The sequence below is a fragment of the Pseudomonas sp. NFACC14 genome (assembly GCF_900106885.1).
Lineage (GTDB): Bacteria > Pseudomonadota > Gammaproteobacteria > Pseudomonadales > Pseudomonadaceae > Aquipseudomonas > Aquipseudomonas fluorescens_AA.
In genome coordinates this window covers 219000-236020 of sequence record NZ_FNOA01000004.1, presented here as the reverse complement: position 1 = coordinate 236020, position 17021 = coordinate 219000, and the positions used below count along the sequence as shown (strand labels likewise).

Annotated in this window: 15 protein-coding genes; 9 read left to right on the top strand and 6 right to left on the bottom strand. The window is 62.7% G+C overall.

Going from position 1 to position 17021, the window contains the following annotated elements; all coding sequences use genetic code 11:
- Nucleotides 1–74: 74 nt before the first annotated feature.
- Genes BLU85_RS09645 through BLU85_RS09635 form a run of 3 tightly spaced genes read right to left on the bottom strand, consistent with a single transcriptional unit; the run spans nucleotide 75 to nucleotide 2228 of the window.
- Nucleotides 75–1016, bottom strand: a complete 942-nt coding sequence (locus BLU85_RS09645; RefSeq protein ID WP_092198559.1) for a FecR family protein — start codon at nucleotides 1014–1016, stop codon at nucleotides 75–77.
- 37 nt (nucleotides 1017–1053) lie between these two features.
- Nucleotides 1054–1599, bottom strand: coding sequence for a sigma-70 family RNA polymerase sigma factor (locus tag BLU85_RS09640; RefSeq protein ID WP_092198307.1), 546 nt, complete (start codon nucleotides 1597–1599; stop codon nucleotides 1054–1056).
- On the bottom strand, nucleotides 1596–2228 hold the full coding sequence (locus BLU85_RS09635; protein WP_092198304.1) for a secretin and TonB N-terminal domain-containing protein: 633 nt from the start codon (nucleotides 2226–2228) through the stop codon (nucleotides 1596–1598). Before BLU85_RS09635 ends, BLU85_RS09640 begins: the two co-directional genes overlap by 4 nt.
- Nucleotides 2229–2433: 205 nt before the next feature.
- Between BLU85_RS09635 and BLU85_RS09630 the strand changes: the two genes are divergently transcribed.
- The gene (locus BLU85_RS09630) at nucleotides 2434–2760 is read left to right on the top strand and encodes a hypothetical protein (RefSeq protein WP_092198301.1); all 327 of its coding nucleotides are present in this window, start codon (nucleotides 2434–2436) and stop codon (nucleotides 2758–2760) included.
- A gap of 153 nt (nucleotides 2761–2913) precedes the next feature.
- On the opposite strand, the gene BLU85_RS09625 is transcribed toward BLU85_RS09630, so the two are convergent.
- Entirely contained in the window at nucleotides 2914–3354 is a 441-nt protein-coding gene (locus BLU85_RS09625) for a carboxymuconolactone decarboxylase family protein (protein ID WP_072404481.1), read from the bottom strand.
- Nucleotides 3355–3549: 195 nt separating this feature from the next.
- Between BLU85_RS09625 and BLU85_RS09620 the strand changes: the two genes are divergently transcribed.
- The 3 genes from BLU85_RS09620 to BLU85_RS09610 all read left to right on the top strand — a co-directional run bounded on the left by BLU85_RS09620 (nucleotide 3550) and on the right by BLU85_RS09610 (nucleotide 6133).
- Nucleotides 3550–4983, top strand: a complete 1434-nt coding sequence (locus tag BLU85_RS09620) for a MocR-like pyridoxine biosynthesis transcription factor PdxR (protein ID WP_092198298.1) — start codon at nucleotides 3550–3552, stop codon at nucleotides 4981–4983.
- A 121-nt stretch (nucleotides 4984–5104) separates the two neighbouring features.
- Entirely contained in the window at nucleotides 5105–5398 is a 294-nt protein-coding gene (locus tag BLU85_RS09615) for a putative quinol monooxygenase (RefSeq protein ID WP_092198295.1), read from the top strand.
- Nucleotides 5399–5728: 330 nt separating this feature from the next.
- Nucleotides 5729–6133 carry a cupin domain-containing protein gene (locus BLU85_RS09610; protein WP_092198292.1) on the top strand — a complete coding sequence of 135 codons (405 nt, stop codon included), beginning with the start codon at nucleotides 5729–5731 and terminating at the stop codon, nucleotides 6131–6133.
- 183 nt (nucleotides 6134–6316) lie between these two features.
- On the opposite strand, the gene BLU85_RS09605 is transcribed toward BLU85_RS09610, so the two are convergent.
- Entirely contained in the window at nucleotides 6317–11185 is a 4869-nt protein-coding gene (locus tag BLU85_RS09605) for an NAD-glutamate dehydrogenase (protein ID WP_092198289.1), read from the bottom strand.
- A gap of 440 nt (nucleotides 11186–11625) precedes the next feature.
- Between BLU85_RS09605 and BLU85_RS09600 the strand changes: the two genes are divergently transcribed.
- Nucleotides 11626–11979, top strand: coding sequence for a hypothetical protein (locus tag BLU85_RS09600; protein WP_092198286.1), 354 nt, complete (start codon nucleotides 11626–11628; stop codon nucleotides 11977–11979).
- A 419-nt stretch (nucleotides 11980–12398) separates the two neighbouring features.
- Here the strand turns inward: BLU85_RS09600 and BLU85_RS31360 are convergent, their stop codons facing one another.
- Nucleotides 12399–12530, bottom strand: a complete 132-nt coding sequence (locus BLU85_RS31360; protein ID WP_256572830.1) for a hypothetical protein — start codon at nucleotides 12528–12530, stop codon at nucleotides 12399–12401.
- Between the two features lie 149 nt (nucleotides 12531–12679).
- Between BLU85_RS31360 and BLU85_RS09595 the strand changes: the two genes are divergently transcribed.
- From BLU85_RS09595 to BLU85_RS09580, 4 genes are all read left to right on the top strand, one after another.
- On the top strand, nucleotides 12680–13705 hold the full coding sequence (locus BLU85_RS09595) for a LacI family DNA-binding transcriptional regulator (RefSeq protein WP_092198283.1): 1026 nt from the start codon (nucleotides 12680–12682) through the stop codon (nucleotides 13703–13705).
- A 166-nt stretch (nucleotides 13706–13871) separates the two neighbouring features.
- Complete coding sequence (locus BLU85_RS09590; protein ID WP_092198280.1) at nucleotides 13872–14654, top strand: AP endonuclease; 783 nt, start codon at nucleotides 13872–13874, stop codon at nucleotides 14652–14654.
- Nucleotides 14647–15627: a sugar kinase gene (locus BLU85_RS09585; protein ID WP_092198277.1), complete on the top strand. Its 981-nt coding sequence runs from the start codon at nucleotides 14647–14649 to the stop codon at nucleotides 15625–15627. The genes BLU85_RS09590 and BLU85_RS09585 overlap by 8 nt, the downstream gene beginning before the upstream one ends.
- Nucleotides 15628–15715: 88 nt before the next feature.
- Nucleotides 15716–17014, top strand: a complete 1299-nt coding sequence (locus tag BLU85_RS09580; protein ID WP_092198274.1) for an MFS transporter — start codon at nucleotides 15716–15718, stop codon at nucleotides 17012–17014.
- Nucleotides 17015–17021: the final 7 nt, after the last annotated feature.

The window sequence follows — 17021 nt, the reverse complement described above, 5'->3', positions numbered from 1 at the left end:
CAAGGTGAGCTCAAGATTTGGGCCCTTGTGGGAGCGAGCTTGCTCGCGATGGGGCCCGCCAGGCAGCGCCGGCCTCAGCTCAGCACCACCACTCCACCCGGCAACTCGGTGCATTTGGCGCCGTAGGCATCGCGGATCAACAGCGCCACGCCCGCCAACTGGTCGAGACGAAACCGTGCCTGGACCTTGCGCTGGCCCAGTTCGCGGTTGAGCAGCAACAACATGCCGGGACGGTAGCGGTTGATTTCATCGATGACGCTGGCCAGGGTCGCGTCGTTGAACACCAGCACCTGCTCACGCCAGGCAATGGCGGCCGACACATCGGCACGCTTGGGCGCGCCCACCTGGTGAGGGTCGTAAGTCAGTTGCATGCCCGGTTCCAGGCTAAACCGCTGGCCTTGCACCTCGACCTGCACCACGCCCTCCAGGCAGGTCGCGCAGACACTCTGGCCGGTGTAGCGGATGTTGAAGCGTGCCCGGGCGGCGCTGATCCAGCCGGCGCCGGCCTGGACGCTGACCACCTGGGTACTGCGCCCCTGCACTTCAATTTCGCCACTGAGCAATTCCAACCCTTGTCCGCCATCGGCCAGCGCGCGGCGACTGAGACGGGTCTGGGTGTTGAGCTCCAGGCTGACGCCCTCGCCCCATTCCACTCGGCGCTGTTCGCCGACCTCGGTGATGTAGTCGGCCCCCAGCCCGGAAACACCACCAGGCACCGTGGCGCGGATCAACAGGAAAGCCGCCGATGCCGCGATGGCACCACCCAAGAACGCCCGACGGCCGAAATGCCGAGGCGCCTGCAACGCTGCGGCGGCGGGTTGCAGCTCATGCCACAGCGCCTTGGCCTGTTCAAAGGCCTGCGCATGTTCGGGACTTTGCCCGCACCACAGGCGCAAGGCCCGGGCATCGGCCACGGTGGCGCGCCCCGAGGTCAGCAGGATCAGCCAATCTCGGGCCTCGCTGGCCAATCGGGCCTGGGGCGTGGCATCAGGGGAAGCGATGCTGAAGATGTTCAAGCGCACACACACTCATGAAAGGGTCGGGTCTCTACTCTCAAGACGGTTTTCCCGCGCCGGGACCGAACCGCTGAATGACTTTTCTTTCCAGGCGCAGGGCGCAATGCCCCAGCGCCGCCTTGATTTCCTTCTCCACCATGCGGGTGGAAATACCGAAACGCTCGGAGATTTCCAGGTGCGGCGCTTCTTCCAGGCGGGCGGCGATGAAAATCCTGCGACGGCGCGCCGGCAGTTCGTACAAGGCCTTGAGCAAGGTCTGCAACTCCTTCTGCCCACCGACCACCCGCGCCGGGTCCAGCGCCTCATCCGAGACCTGCAGCAGCTCCTCGATTTCACCGCCCGTGAGCAAGCGCGCATCGGCCTGCCGGCGGTCGGCGGCGATGTTCAAGGCCATGCGATACAAATAGGCACTGGGCTGGGCGATGTCCGGCGGGTCGACCATGCGATCGACCCGCAGGTAGGTTTCATGCAGCACATCGTTGGCCAGTTCCTCGGAACCCAGGCGCCTGCGCAGGCGCACCCGGAAATCCTCATAGGAGGTGAGGAACAACTTCACCAACGGGCTGCGACCGATGTCTTTCATCGCCCGGACACCCCTTCCCCTGTCATGCATTCCATGCTTTTTCCTGATGAGTCGGGTAACAAAAGCAGGGTCACCGGCTGGCGCAACGAACTGGGCGCCGGGCGGTCGATCCTGAGGTTCTGCAAACTGTTGACCAGGGCCTTGTCCCGCATCAGGTCGCCCGTGGAACTGACCAGGCGGCTGTGCTGGACCACGCCGTCCCGGCCGATCCACACTTGCAGCACCGCCCGAAAACTGCCCGGGCGGGTCAACGGTGAACGACACAAATTGCGCTGGATGACCGTCTGGATGGCTGCCGCGTAGTTGCTGTCACTCAGGCCCGGGGTGACACCGGCAGGCAGCGGCACCTCGCGGACCCGCACCGGCTGCAACGTGAACGCATCCGCCCGGGCATAATGCGCCGCCAGCCCGGTACCGCTGAGCAACACCCGCAACCCTTCGGAGGGAGGAAACCGTCCCTGCACACCCAGCGTCTGGCGCTGGCTCGACAGCTGGTGGTCCACCAGCACCGCCATGCCCGTCGCGCGACTGAACTGCTCCAGCGCCGTGGTCAGTTCCTGGGGCGCGATGTCCAGGTCCACCAGGCCAACCGCCCGGATCGGCCCGGCCAGCAGGCACAGCAACACCATCAGCCACCCCAAGGGCGTCCTGGTCAATCCACGTCCGCGTCCGCCCCCGGCTCTGCCCTGCTGCACGACTGACGTATCCGTTGAAAATCGTCATCCTGAGGGGTGTTTATGAATGTCGTATGACAACTGATACAAATCCTCCAGGCCGCACTAGACTGATGCCCTGACAACGCACCGTCCGCTGCGACGGGCCAGGAGGTCGCAGATGAAACAGTGGATGAACATGATGGCAGGCCTCGGGCTGGTCATGGCCCTGCCCTGGGCCCAGGGTGAAGAAGCCCCGGCCTGTATCGAGGTGACCGTGGGCGGTTACAAGACCCCCGACTACAACTGCCTGAGCCGGCAGATGGGCAACACCCCCCAGGCCGCGAAGGCGGCGCAACGGGCCCAGGACGCCATGAACGTGCCGGTCAACGAACGCGCGCCGAACAGCATCGGCCTGGCCACCCCGGCGGCCACGGGGGTGCGCATGGGCAATACATTCGGCACTTCGGTCAAGCCCCAGCGGCCGCCGACGCCCGGCAATAATTAACCTTTGCCCAACATTAAACCGCGTTATCGTTCATCGCGAGCAAGCTCGCTCCCACAGTAATCCGGGAGAACACAAAACTCCCGTTCAGCCCCATCCCATGTGGGAGCGAGCTTGCTCGCGATAGCGGCCTGCCAGGCGCTAAACGACTGAAACTCACCCCCCCGGACTCTGGCGAAAACTCACCGCCAGCCGGTTCCAGCTATTGATGGTGCTGATCGCCAGGGTCAGGTCCACCAGTTCCTCCTCGCTGAAGCAGGCCCGGGCCTGGGCATAGACGTCATCGGGCACCTGGCTTTCAGCCAACAGCGTCACCGCCTCGGTCCAGGCCAGGGCGGCGCGTTCGCGAGCCGTGAAGAAACCGCTGTCGCGCCATACCGCCACCGCGTAGAGCCGCCGCTCGGTCTCGCCCTGGCGTCGCGCCTCCACCGAATGCATGTCGGTGCAGAAGGCACAGCCATTGAGTTGCGAGGCGCGGATCTTGATCAGGTGCAGCAGCGCCGGTTCGATACTCAAGCGACTGGTCAGGGCTTCCAGGCCGATCATGGCTCGCATCGCCCCGGGGGATGCGGTGTAGTAATCCAGACGCGGGCTCATGGCGGGCTCCGTGGCATTCGAGGCCCTCACGGTAGGCCCTGGTGCCGGGCAATGACAGGTCCAATTCGGCGAAAAAACCGGGGACAAGTCCAATGGACGGGATTTTCCCCACGCAACTTCTATGCAGTCGCACAATGCGGGTAATCTTGCGCCTTTGACGCTGGCCACCGAACAATCGCCCAGGAGCTTGCGGGTATGGAACTTCATGTCGTCATCAACGGCCGCAAGGACCTGTCGGGCCAGTTGTATCAACAATTGCGCAGCGCCATCGAGAGTGGCCGCCTGGCCGCCGGCACCCAACTGCCGCCCAGTCGCCTGCTGGCCGAGCAACTGGGTGTCTCGCGCAAGACCGTTTCCGACACCTACGCCCAACTGACCTACGAGAACTTCCTCACCGGCATCATCGGCAAAGGCACCTACGTCAATGCGCGGCCGGCCAAAGTCGTGCGCAAGCAAAGCCACCGCGAACTGGCCGGCGCCGACGTCGTCGAGGCCTGGCGCACCATGCCGGACCTGATGCGCCACCCCACCCTCGAAGGTGCGTTGCGCTACGACTTCATCGGCGGCGCCACCGGCAAGGGCCAGTTTCCGCTGGACGACTGGCGGCGCTGCACCGCCCACGCGCTGCGCCAGATCGCCAGTGCCAAGGGTTTCTACAGCCAGCCCGCAGGCCTGCCGTCGCTGCGCAGTGCCATTGCCCGGCACATCGCGTTTTCCCGCGGGGTCAATTGCCAGGACGAAGACGTCGTGGTGTGCAACGGCGCGCAACAGGCCCTGGACCTGATCTCGCGGGTGTTGACCCGTCCCGGCAGCCTGGTGGCCATGGAAGATCCGGGCTATCCGCCGGCGCGCTTGCTGTTCGGTTCCCAGGGCGCCACGGTGGCCGGGGTGCCAGTGGACGAGCAAGGCATGCGGGTAGACCTGATCCCCGACGGCACGCGGCTGATTTATGTAACGCCCTCCCACCAGTTCCCCCTGGGCATGCCCATGAGCCAGGCCCGCCGCGAGGCCTTGCTCGCGCGGGCCTATGAGCTGGGGGCGATCATCATCGAAGACGACTACGACAGCGAATTCCGCTACGAAGGCCGGCCCGCCGATTCGTTGCAGAGCCTGGATGAGCGCGGGATCGTCGCGTACGTCGGCACCTTCTCCAAGACCCTGCTGCCGGAGCTGCGGCTCGGCTACGCGATCCTGCCGCCGGCGATCCTTGAAGCGGTGATCCTGGCCAAGCGTCTCACCGACCAGCACACCTCCACCCTGCCCCAGTGGGCACTGGCCAAGTTCATCGCCGAGGGCTGCCTGCTCAAGCACATCCGCCGCTGCCACACCCTGTACGCCGGGCGTCGCGAGCGGATCCTGGCGCGCATGGCCGGGGATTTGTCGCCCTGGTTCGAGGCCGTGCCCACCACCGCGGGCTTTCATATGGCCGTGTTGTGCAAGGTCCCGGTGGACCTGGCGCTGGTGATCGAGTTGGCGAAAAAAGCCGAGGTCGGGCTCTACAGCCTCGATGGTTTTTTCAATGATGTGCCGGTGCGGCCAGGCCTGTTTTTCGGTTTCGGCGCAATCGAAACCCTCGACATCGACATCGCCCTCGACCGTTTGCGCGACATCCTGCAGCAGGTGGCCTGAGGATTGGACTGCGCATTTATCCGCCCATTGGCTGTTTGAGCCTCGCGCCGCCAGGCCTATCCTGCACGGGTGTCATTACCCGTGGACACCTCCGTCCGACTTGATTCAGGAGTCTGAAACGATGTCTCGCCAAGTGATCAATACCGTACAGGTGCAAGCCGCCGCCGGTCGCTCGGAAGAACTGGGCCGGCAATTGCAGCAAATCGTCGAGACCCTGCGCGCCCAGCCAGGCTGCGATGCCTACATGGTCGACCGTTGCCCGGACGATGGCGACCGCTGGAACGTCAGCGCCCGCTGGCAATCGGAAGCGGCCATGCAAGCCCACTTCAACTGTCCGGAAGTGCAAGGTTTCATCAGCCTGATCGACAACCGCCTGGCCCGAAGCGTGGATTTCAATAGTTTTCCGGTTGTCTGAGCGCTCGTACCCTGTGGCGAGGGAGCTTGCTCCCGCTCGGCTGCGCTGTAGGAGCTGGCGAAGCCTGCGATCTTTTGATCTTTCGTTTGAGACTCAAGTGCCTGGGGAAAGATCGCAGTCTCGCTCCGCTCGACAGCTCCTACAGAGCCCAGCGGGAGCAAGCTCCCTCGCCACGGGGGTGCGGGCCATCCTGATGGAAATTCGCCGCCCAACCATTGGTCTACCCACCTTCCGAAAGATTGGACGTTTGCTTGCCACACCCTGGGGCTTAGGGTGAACCCATCGCCGCTACCGCGCGAAATCACTCGAAATCACCAAGGTCCATGCCCCATGAAAACCCTCTATCTGATCGCCGCCCTCAGCCTGCTGCCCGTTACCCATACCTACGCCCACGAAGCCACGCCTTCGGAGAAGGTCACGGTGTTGCAGGAACAACTGCTGAAAAACGTTCCAGGCAAGAAAGCCATGATGCTGACCGTCAACTATGCCCCCGGCCAAGCGTCCATTGCCCACCAACACGAAGGCACGGCCATGGCCTATGTGCTGGAAGGCGCCATCACCTCCCAGGTCAAGGGCGAGCCGGCGAAGACCTACAAGGCCGGGGAGTTCTGGTACGAAGCGGCGGGCTCCGAGCACCTGGTGTCGAAAAACGCCAGCACGAGCCAACCGGCGAAATTGCTGGTGTTCATGGTGATGGGAGAGGATGAAGCGGTATTGATACCGCTGAAGAACTGACAGTCGCACTACAAGCCATCCTGTGGGAGCGAGCTAGCTCGCGATGACGGTGTATCAGTCAAGTTCAATGTCGCTGACCCACCGCTATCGCGAGCAAGCTCGCTCCCACAGGGGCACAGTGAATCCTGAAAGCAAAAAAAGCCCCGCATCTCTCAATGCGGGGCTTTTTCATTCAACGCCGGATCAGTTGGCCGTCACGACCGCCTGACCACTCAACGCCAGGTCCAGCAGCTCGCGGTTGGCGACCGCGTACATGGCGTAGTCGGTGCCGCTGGCGGCACGGATATCCACCAGCATCGCACGCCAGCGCTCGACCATGCTGTGATGCTGCTCCAGCCATAGCGCCAGGCGGGTTTCCACGTCCTGGGAACCGTCGCCCTCTTGCAGGACCGAGATGGTGATCGCCCGTTGCTGCCAGTCGATGTCGTCGCGGAACGCTTCACGGGCCAGTGCCTGCCAGTTGTTTTCCACCGGCAGTGCGCTGATCTGTTGCAGGTACCAGGTGATGTCCAGGGCACTGCCCACGGCGAAGTAAGCCTTGGCCACATCGGCGGCGTTCTGGCCGGTGACGTCGGACGCCTCGATGATCGGCAGCAAGGTGTACAGGTGCGTGGTGCCGGCAACCATGCGCGCCAGCAACTCCGGCACGCCAGCAGCCACATAGGCCTGGTAGCGGGTCTGCCAGCCTTCACGGGTCGGACCTTCCAGCAGTTCGTCGAGCTTGAGGCCCAACGCGGCCAGGTGCGGACCGAAGTGAGCGACGTCACGAGCCGCGTTCTGCTCGTTGCGGCGGCTGCGCAGGAACCAGCGCGTGGCGCGACGCCCCAGGCGCATCAGCTCGTCCATCAGCTCCAGTTGCACGTCGGCCGAGACCTGGTGGTCCAGGGCTTCGATCTGCCGGAACCAGTGCGGGAGGTGGAAGATATCGCGCACGATCACATAGGCACCGGCCACGTTCGCCGGGCTCATGCCCGTCGACTCCTTGAGCCGTTGAACGAAGGTGATGCCCATGTGGTTGACCAGGTCGTTGGCGATCTGGGTGCTGACGATCTCGCGCTTGAGGCGATGGCGACGCATGGCCTCGGAAAACTTGCTCACCAGCGTCGGCGGGAACGCGGTTTCCATGTCACGGGTCAGGTAATCGTCGTCCGGTACCAGGGAGTTGAGCAGCGCTTCCTTGAGGTCGATCTTGCTGTAGGAGATCAGCACCGACAGTTCGGCACGGGTCAGGCCATGGCCCGCCGCGACACGTTCGGCCAGTTGCTCTTCCGTCGGCAGGAACTCGATGGCGCGGTCCAGCTTGCCCCGGGCTTCCAGATCGTTCATCAGGCGCTTGTATTCGGCGATCCGCACGAAGGCGCGGCGTGCCGCCAGGGACAGGGCCTGGGTCTGCTTGTAGTTGTTGCCCAATACCAGGCCACCGACTTCGTCGGTCATGCTCGCCAGCAATTGGTTGCGTTGCTTGTCGGTCATGTCGCCGGCCTGCACCACTTCGTTGAGCAGGATCTTGATGTTCACTTCATGGTCGGAGCAGTCCACGCCGCCCGCGTTGTCGATGAAGTCGGTGTTGGAACCGCCTCCATTGAGGCCGAACTCGACGCGACCCAGTTGGGTCATGCCCAGGTTACCGCCCTCGCCCACGACCTTGCAGCGCAGTTCGTTGCCGTTCACGCGCAGCGCATCGTTGGCCTTGTCGCCGACATCGGCGTGGCTTTCGGTGCTGGCCTTGACGTAGGTGCCGATACCGCCGTTCCACAGCAGGTCCACCGGCGCCTTGAGCAAGGCGTTGAGCAACTCGGTCGGGGTCAGTTTGTCGGCCTTGATGTCGAAGCGTTCTTTCATCTGCGGCGAGATGGCGATGCTCTTCGCGCTGCGCGAGAAGATACCGCCGCCTTCGGACATGATGCTGGTGTCGTAGTCGGTCCAGGCCGAACGCGGCAGATCGAACAGGCGCTTGCGCTCGGCAAAGCTGCTGGCGGGCTCCGGGTTCGGGTCGATGAAGATGTGCAGGTGGTTGAAGGCCGCGACCAGTTGCAGCTTGTCGGACATCAACAAACCGTTGCCGAACACGTCGCCGGCCATGTCGCCGACGCCCACCACGGTGATGCTGTCTTCCTGGACATTGATGCCGCGCTCGCGGAAGTGGCGCTGCACGCCGACCCATGCGCCCTTGGCGGTGATGCCCATTTTCTTGTGGTCGTAGCCGGCCGAACCGCCGGAGGCAAACGCATCGCCCAGCCAGAAGCCGTAGTCGATGGCGATGCCGTTGGCGATGTCGGAGAAGGTCGCAGTGCCCTTGTCCGCCGCCACCACCAGGTACGGGTCATCGTCGTCATGGCGCACGACGTTGGCCGGCGGAACCAGCGCGCCGTCCTTGAGGTTGTCGGTGATGTCCAACAGGCCCGAGATGAAGATGCGGTAGCAGGCGATACCCTCCGCCGCGATCTCGTCCCGGCTGCCGCCCAGCGGCAGGCGACGTGGCAGGAAACCGCCCTTGGCGCCCACCGGCACGATCACCGAGTTCTTCACTTGCTGGGCTTTTACCAGGCCCAGCACTTCGGTACGGTAGTCTTCTTCACGGTCGGACCAGCGCAGGCCACCGCGGGCGACGTTGCCGAAGCGCAGGTGCACGCCTTCGACCCGTGGCGAGTAGACGAAGATCTCGAACTTCGGTACGGGCTTGGGCAGTTCCGGGATCAGGTGCGGGTTGAACTTGAAGCTGAAGTAGGACTTGTTCTGGCCGTTGGCGTCGGTCTGGTAGAAGTTGGTCCGCAGGGTGGCCTTGATCAGGTCCAGGTAGCGACGCAGGATGCGGTCTTCGTTGAGCACCTGGACATCGTCCAGGGCCGAGAGGATCGCTTGCTCCAGACGCAACTGCTTGTCTTCCAGGTCATCGCCGCTGAGCTTGCGCGCCAGGTAGAAGCGGGTCTTGAACAACCGGGTCAGTTCGCGAGCGATGTCGGTGTGGTTGTTCAGGGTGCTGGCGATGTAACCCAGGTCGAAGCCCAGGCGGATCTGCTTCAGGTAACGGGCGTAGGCACGCAGCAGCGCCACGTCGCGCCATGGCAGGCCGGCGGTCAGCACCAGGCGGTTGAACGCATCGTTCTCGGCATCGCCACGCACGATATGGACGAAGGCGTCCTGCAAGGTGTCGTTGAGTTGCTGGATGTCCAGGTCCAGGCCTTCGGCGGCGGTGAACGCGAAATCATGAATCCAGAACTCGCGGCCGTTGGTGTGGCGCAAGCGGTACGGGAATTCACCGAGCACGCGCAGACCGAGGTTTTCCAGGATCGGCAGCACGTCGGACAGCGCCAGCGGCGTGTCGGCGTGATACAGCTTGCAATGCAGCTCGCGCTGGCCGGAGACCTGGCCCAGCGGCTGGTAGAAGCTCATGACCAGCGGGTTCTTTTCGTTCAGGTTCAGCAGGTGCTGCATGTCCACCACCGCCGAGTGCGCGGCAAAGCGCTCGCGGTAGCCGGCCGGGAAGCCTTTCGGGAAATCCGACAGCACATTGGTGCCCTGGGCTTCGCCGAAACTTTCGATGACCAGGCTGGCGTAGTCGTCCTTCCAGCTGCGGCAGGCCTGCACGACTTCTTTTTCCAGCAGCAGCGGGTCGATGTCGAGGCGGTTCTTCGGGTCCACCCGCAGGATCAACTGCACACGGGCCAACACGGATTCGGAGAAGAACGTCCAGAATTCGCAGTCCGTGGCCTTCAGGCGATCCATCAGCACTTGCTGGATCTTCTGGCGCACCTCGGTGGAATAGATGTCACGTGGCACGTAGGCCAGGCAGTAGCAGAAACGGCCATACGGGTCTTTGCGCAGGAACACGCGGATCTTGTTGCGCTCCTGGATCTGCACGATGGACATGACGGTGCTGAACAGCTCGTCCACCGGGGTCTGGAACAGGTCGTCACGGGGCAGCACTTCGACCACCTGGGCCAGTTCCTTGCCCAGGTGCGCCTTGGCCTGGAAGCCCGAGCGGCGCTCGATTTCCGCGACCTTGCGACGGATGTACGGGATGACCCGCACGCTCTCGCCATACACCGAAGAGGTGTACAGGCCCATGAAACGGCATTCCTTGATGACCTTGCCGCTGGCGTCGATTTCGCGGATCGACACGTAGTCCGGGTAGGCCGGACGGTGCACGCGGCTCGGATGTGCGGCCTTGGCGAACGACAACAGCGTCGGCTCGCGCAGGTAGGCGACGGCGTAGTCTTCGATGCGCAGGTCTTCGGCGGTCAGGCCGGCGCGCAGCAATTTGGTCAGGCCGAGGAACGAGTCGGGGTCGTACTCGATGTGACCGCCGTCGGCCTCATCGCGCACCACGAACTCTTCGTAACCCAGGAAGGTGAAATGGTTACCCACCAGCCATTCCAGGAAGCTCTTGATCTCGCTCTTTTCATCAGCGTCGATGGCGTAGGCGCTGCTGTCCAGGCTGTCGAGGATTTCCTGGACCTTGGCTTTCATCGGTTCGAAATCAGCCACGGCCACGCGCACTTCGCCCAGCACTTGCTCAAGTTCCTTGCTCAGGACGTTGAGTTCGGCGGCGTTGGCGCAGCGGTCGATTTCCAGGTACATCAACGACTCTTGCAGGATGTCGTCGCCCTGGGTGCCTTTGGGCAGGATTTCCAGCAGCTCGCCCTTGCTGCCGCGACGCACGCTCAGCACAGTGGTTTGCAGGGTATGGATGCTGTAGCCGCGACGGTTCAGCTCGGTACGGACCGAGTCCACCAGGAACGGCAGGTCGTGGTGCAACACTTCCACGGCCGTGTGGGTCGACTGCCAGCCGTGGCGTTCGTAATCGGGGTTGTAGACACGCACCTGCGGTTGCGTGTGATCAAAGCGCTCAAGCAGGCGCCAGGCAGACAGGGTGCAGCCGGCGAGGTCGGACAACCGGCGCTGGGTAAGTTCATCGAGGGAAATGATGCCGAAGAATTGTTCAGCGAACAGCGCCACTTGTGGCAGTGCCTGTTCACTGATGTGCTGCGCCAGTGCCGCTTGCAGTTGGTGCTGGAAGTCGGCTTTGCTGGCTGCGGTGAAGAACGCCATCTGTGGTACTCCGCTTGGGCTTGTTATTGATGAAAGCGTCGCGTGCAACCCCTTGCGGGGCTGTCGGCCACCCCGTTCCTGATTCTCGGGCAGAGGAAACAGGATGACAGGTGGGTGAAGCTGGACAGGACCCGCGGGTCACATCCTTTTCCATGTAATTTCATGTCATGGACACCTGCAAAAACCACCCAGGGGTGGCCTTGGCAGGTGCACATCCGTTGCGCAGCTTAACGAGTGCGACAACCTGCCTGCTTGCAGCGCTGCGACATATTCGGTCATCGGCTAGCGGTACGCCTCGAACAACCCTAGCAGCCTGCGGGACAAACGACACCTGGCGGCGTGAAATCGGCCTGGATCCAGCTAACCCAGCAGAAATTCTCCCGGGCTGGCAAAATCCCCTTTTCGTACCCGCAGGGCTCATCAAGCCAGGAACCATCACCATGCAAATGACCACCGCCCTTCTGATCGCCAACCCGTGTGATGAAGAAGAAGACAACATGGCCATGCTCTGCTGCCACAGCGCCCAGGGCGAAATGTTCCTGATGACGCGCTACCCCGACGAAGACGAACTGGAAATAGCCCTCGATGGAGAGCCTTCGACACTGGACGGCGTCAAGGTCACCCTCAGCCCGACCCGCTTGCTGATTGAAATTGCGGCAGCGGATGCCGATGCGTTGAATGGGGATGATGTGCTGGAGATCAGTCATGATACTGATGCGGCGGATTTGGCTGATGTGGAATTGACGTTGCAGAATATTCTCAAGGGGACGGGGACTTATATCAGCCAGCTTTAAATCCTCTTCAACTTCGTTCAGCCCCCGTAGGCGGCTCGTATCGATATTTCCTACCGATACGAGCTTGCCTCGCGTTCAATCCTAGTCAAGTCCAAGGGTGCGTGCCCCCGTTTTGATTATCGTAATATTGATTAATAAGGTTCTTAACTTCTTTCTCGGTCTTGCAATACGAAGTCTGGTTCAGAAACATGTTGCTCTTTACGTTTTAATAAAAAAAACATTAACTTTCGCCCCCCTCCCGCAAGAGCCAACCTTACTTTCGATAACAGCGGGCGCTTATCTTCAAGAGACTTATGTCTATAACCAACTTTGACTCCAAAGGCGACCACTGCCCTGTGGCATCAGCCAACCCTGCCCTCTCGTCACGGGTTCAGTGTAATTGCCGCTAATCCTCTTTCTTCACAAGATTGCCATTGGCGTCAATAGAACAAGTACTCGTGATGGTCATTCGGACCCCTCACGTAGTAACGAGCCTCATTGCCGTTATCGGGCACGTCCAGGCTGATAGAGAATCCCAGTTCGTTGATCACCTTGTTACTCCGACTGCTCAAGAGCTGTCCGGATCGTCGCCCTGTCCGACGCAAGCGAACCACCGCCGGTCGTGCCTCCGACACGTCGCCCTTGACGACCGATTGGGTTCTGGTGTTTCCTGAAACCGGTTTCAGAGCCACTAATAAATCCAATAAGCAGGTTTCAATCCGTGAATTCTTTCTCCGCCGCCCAGCGCAGCCGCGTAACCATGCTTGATGTCGCCGAACGCGCCGGGGTCTCCAAGGCCAGTGTCTCGCGTTTCATTGGCGAAGACCGTGCCCTGCTCTCCGAGGCCATCGCCCGGCGCATCGAGCAGGCCATCAGCGAGCTGGGCTACCGGCCGAACCAGATGGCCCGCGGCCTCAAGCGCGGACGCACGCGCTTGATCGGCATGTTGGTGGCCGATATCCGCAACCCTTATTCAATTGCCGTGATGCATGGCGTGGAAACCGCCTGTCGTCGCCATGGCTATAGCCTGGTGGTGTGCAACACCGACCGCGACGACGAGCAGGAACGCCAGCACCTGGCCTTGTTGCGCGCCTACAACATCGAAGGGCTGATCGTGAACACCTTGGGTCACCACCGTGACGAACTGTTCGAACTGCGCAGCGAAATGCCCCTGGTGCTGGTGGATCGCAAGGTCGATCGCCTCGACAGCGACCTGGTCGGGCTGGACAACCCGGCGGCCATCGAAATGGCCCTCGATCACCTCGAACAACGGGGCTACCGCGATCTGTTGCTGGTGACCGAACCGTTCGACGGCACCAGTTCGCGAATCGAGCGGGTCGAGAGTTTCAAGGCTGGCATCCAACGACGGCCTGCCCTGGCCGGCACCGTGGTGGAAACCTGCGATCAGTTGACCACGCGCATCAAGACCTTTCTTGCCCAGCCTGACCATGGCCCCAAGGCGTTGTTCTGCGCCAATGGCATTGCCGCCCTCGCCGCGACGACGGTGTTGCGCGAGCTGGGTTGCCACTTGTTCGACGACGTGGGCCTGATCGCCCTCGATGACTTGGATTGGTACCCCTTGGTGGGCAGCGGCATCACGGCCCTGGCCCAACCGACAGCGCAGATCGGCGCCAGCGCGTTCGAATGCCTGCTCAAGCGCTTGCGCGGTGACAACGGGCCGGTGCGGACCCTGGATTTTGCGGCGCGGTTGATTGAGCGTGGGTCGACGCTTGGGAATGGTCGGTGATGGTGAGGGCCCTATCGCGAGCAAGCTCGCTCCCACACTGGATCTGTGGCGCACTGAAGATCCCTGTGGGAGCGAGCTTGCTCGCGATGAGGCCCTGAAGCACACCCCCTTTTTTTGAACCCTTTTTTTGAACAAAACTGAAACCGGTTTCAGAGGTATAACAACAATGCACAACCCACCCGTCTCCATCAGTCTTTCCAGCTACGGCGCCGACCTGGTGCGGCAGCATGGCCAAGGCCGTTTCATCGATCTGTTGGCCGCCGCCGGTGCCTCGCGCATCGAATGGCGCGAAGAATTGCTCACCACCGAACAGCCCGCTGAACTGGCCGCCGCTGCCCGGGCCCAGGGGCTGCAGAGTATTTTTTCGTCGCCCCTGGAACTGTGGCTCGCCGGCCAGTCCAGGCCCAACCCCGCCCTGGCGCTGGCCCTGCAACGCGGCGAGGCGTTCGGTTCGACCTGGCTGAAAGTCTCCCTCGGGCATTTCACCGACTCCAATGACCTGTCGGCGCTGGCCCAGGTGCTCGCCGTCAGCCCGGTGCAGTTGCTGGTGGAAAACGACCAGACCTTGCAGGGCGGGCGGATCGAACCGTTGCAACGGTTCTTCACCGCAATGGAGCACCAGGGGCTGCCCGTCGCCATGACCTTCGACATTGGCAACTGGCAATGGCAGGACCAATCGGCCGCCGTGGCCGCCCGACAGCTCGGACGGTATGTGGCGTATGTGCACTGCAAGGCCGTGGCCCGGCGCGCCGACGGCAAACTCGTCGCCGTGCCTCCGGCCATGACCGACCTGCACGTGTGGGAACAACTGCTCAAGCATATGCCCGCCGGCGTGATGCGCGCCGCCGAGTACCCGCTGCAAGACGATGACCTGCTGCAATTGACCGCCAGCCATGTCGCCACCCTGTCCCGCCTCGGGCAATCGCGCCAGGAGCCTGCCCATGTCTGAGTTCGATGTGTTGTCGTTCGGTGAAACCATGGCAATGCTGGTGGCGGATCAGCGCGGTGACCTGGCCAGCGTCGACCAGTTTCACAAGCGCATTGCGGGGGCCGACAGCAACGTGGCCATCGGCCTGTCGCGGCTGGGCTTCAAGGTGGCGTGGCTGAGTCGGGTCGGCGCCGATTCCCTGGGGCGCTTCGTGACGCAGACCCTGGAAAACGAGGGCTTGGATTGTCGTCACGTGGCGGTCGACCCGCAGCACCCCACCGGCTTCCAGTTCAAGTCCCTTACCGTCGATGGCAGCGACCCGCAAGTCGAGTATTTCCGGCGCAGCTCGGCGGCCAGTCATCTGTCGATCAGCTCCATCGCGCCTGCGCTGCTTGAGGCCCGTCACGTGCACGCCACCGGCATCGTCCCGGCGCTGTCGGGCACGGCCCGCGAGATGTCCTTCGAATTGATGAGCCGTATGCGCGCGGCCGGTCGCAGCCTGTCGTTCGACCCTAACCTCAGGCCAAGCCTATGGGGCAGCGAGTCGACGATGATCACTGAAATCAATCGCCTCGCCGCCCTCGCCCACTGGGTCTTGCCGGGGCTCGGCGAAGGCCGGCTGCTGACCGGCTTCGACGACCCGGCCGACATCGCCGCGTTCTACCTGGATCAAGGTGCCGAAATCGTCGTGATCAAGCTCGGCGCGGACGGCGCCTATTACCGCACGGCGCTGGACCAGGGCGTCATCCCCGGCGTGCCGGTGGCCCACGTGGTGGACACCGTGGGCGCCGGTGATGGTTTCGCCGTGGGCCTGATCAGCGCATTGCTCGAAGGCCAGGCCATTACCGAGGCCGTGCAGCGCGCCAACTGGATTGGCAGCCGCGCGGTGCAGAGCCGTGGGGATATGGAAGGGTTGCCGACGCGCCTTGAGTTATTGGCTGAATTTGAAACCGCCTATCGCGAGCAAGCTCGCTCCCACATGGGATCGAGTTAACCCCTGTGGGAGCGAGCTTGCTCGCGATAGAGGCCACCGCAAAACACACCTGCTGCAAACAAAAACAACAAGCTCAGGAGTCAACGACATGCAAACGCTCAACCTCGCCACCCGCCGCTGGTGGTACATCATGCCCATCGTCTTCATCACCTACAGCCTGGCCTACCTCGACAGGGCCAATTATGGATTTGCCGCCGCCTCGGGCATGGCCAAGGACCTGATGATCACCCCAGGGCTTTCGTCGCTGCTGGGTGCCCTGTTTTTCCTCGGCTACTTTTTCTTCCAGGTCCCGGGGGCGATCTACGCGCAAAAGCACAGTGTGAAGAAGCTGATCTTCGTCAGCCTGATCCTCTGGGGTTCGCTGGCCACCCTGACGGGCGTGGTCTCCAATGCCTACTGGCTGATCGTGATCCGTTTCATGCTCGGGGTGGTCGAGGCCGCGGTGATGCCGGCGATGCTGGTGTACCTGTGCCACTGGTTCACCCGGGCCGAACGCTCGCGCGCCAATACCTTCCTGATCCTCGGCAACCCGGTGACCATGCTGTGGATGTCCGTGGTCTCGGGTTACCTGGTGCAGCGATTCGACTGGCGCTGGATGTTCATCATCGAGGGCCTGCCGGCGGTGCTCTGGGCCTTTGTCTGGTGGCGCCTGGCCGATGATCGCCCGGCCCAGGCCAAGTGGCTCAGTGACCAGGAAAAACATGATCTGGAAAGTGCCTTGGCGGCCGAACAGGTCGGCATCAAGGCGGTGAAGAATTACGCCGAAGCCTTCCGCTCTCCCAAGGTGATCATCCTGGCGTTGCAGTTCTTCTGCTGGAGCATCGGCGTCTACGGGTTTGTGCTGTGGCTGCCGTCGATCCTCAAGGCCGGCCTGCAGATGAACATGGTCGAGGCCGGGTGGCTGTCGTCCTTGCCGTACCTGGCCGCGGTGATCGGCATGCTGGTGGTGTCCTGGGCGTCGGACAAGGCGCAGAAGCGCAAGCGTTTTGTCTGGCCGCCGCTGCTGATCGCCTCTATCGCGTTCTACGCCTCCTACCTGCTGGGGGCCGAGCACTTCTGGTGGTCCTATGGCTTGCTGGTGGTCGCCGGCGCCTGCATGTACGCGCCCTACGGTCCGTTCTTCGCCATCGTTCCGGAAATCCTCCCGGCCAATGTCGCCGGCGGCGCCATGGCGTTGATCAACAGCATGGGCGCGCTGGGTTCGTTCGGCGGCTCGTACCTGGTGGGCTACCTCAACGGCACCACCGGCTCCCCTGGCATGTCCTTCCTGCTGATGAGCGGCGCCTTGCTGCTGTCGGTCGTGCTGACCCTCGCCCTCAAGCCCGGCGCCAGCGACCGGACCGTCTCCCACCCCGCGACGCCAAACCCGGCGCCTGCCCGTTCCTGAATCGAGA

Coding starts and splice junctions, on each gene's coding strand:
- BLU85_RS09640 (WP_092198307.1), bottom strand. CDS start 1,599: ATGAAAGACATCGGTCGCAGCCCGTTGGTGAAGTTGTTCCTCACCTCC.
- BLU85_RS09635 (WP_092198304.1), bottom strand. CDS start 2,228: ATGGTGTTGCTGTGCCTGCTGGCCGGGCCGATCCGGGCGGTTGGCCTG.
- BLU85_RS09630 (WP_092198301.1), top strand. CDS start 2,434: ATGAAACAGTGGATGAACATGATGGCAGGCCTCGGGCTGGTCATGGCC.
- BLU85_RS09625 (WP_072404481.1), bottom strand. CDS start 3,354: ATGAGCCCGCGTCTGGATTACTACACCGCATCCCCCGGGGCGATGCGA.
- BLU85_RS09620 (WP_092198298.1), top strand. CDS start 3,550: ATGGAACTTCATGTCGTCATCAACGGCCGCAAGGACCTGTCGGGCCAG.
- BLU85_RS09615 (WP_092198295.1), top strand. CDS start 5,105: ATGTCTCGCCAAGTGATCAATACCGTACAGGTGCAAGCCGCCGCCGGT.
- BLU85_RS09610 (WP_092198292.1), top strand. CDS start 5,729: ATGAAAACCCTCTATCTGATCGCCGCCCTCAGCCTGCTGCCCGTTACC.
- BLU85_RS09605 (WP_092198289.1), bottom strand. CDS start 11,185: ATGGCGTTCTTCACCGCAGCCAGCAAAGCCGACTTCCAGCACCAACTG.
- BLU85_RS09600 (WP_092198286.1), top strand. CDS start 11,626: ATGCAAATGACCACCGCCCTTCTGATCGCCAACCCGTGTGATGAAGAA.
- BLU85_RS09590 (WP_092198280.1), top strand. CDS start 13,872: ATGCACAACCCACCCGTCTCCATCAGTCTTTCCAGCTACGGCGCCGAC.
- BLU85_RS09585 (WP_092198277.1), top strand. CDS start 14,647: ATGTCTGAGTTCGATGTGTTGTCGTTCGGTGAAACCATGGCAATGCTG.
- BLU85_RS09580 (WP_092198274.1), top strand. CDS start 15,716: ATGCAAACGCTCAACCTCGCCACCCGCCGCTGGTGGTACATCATGCCC.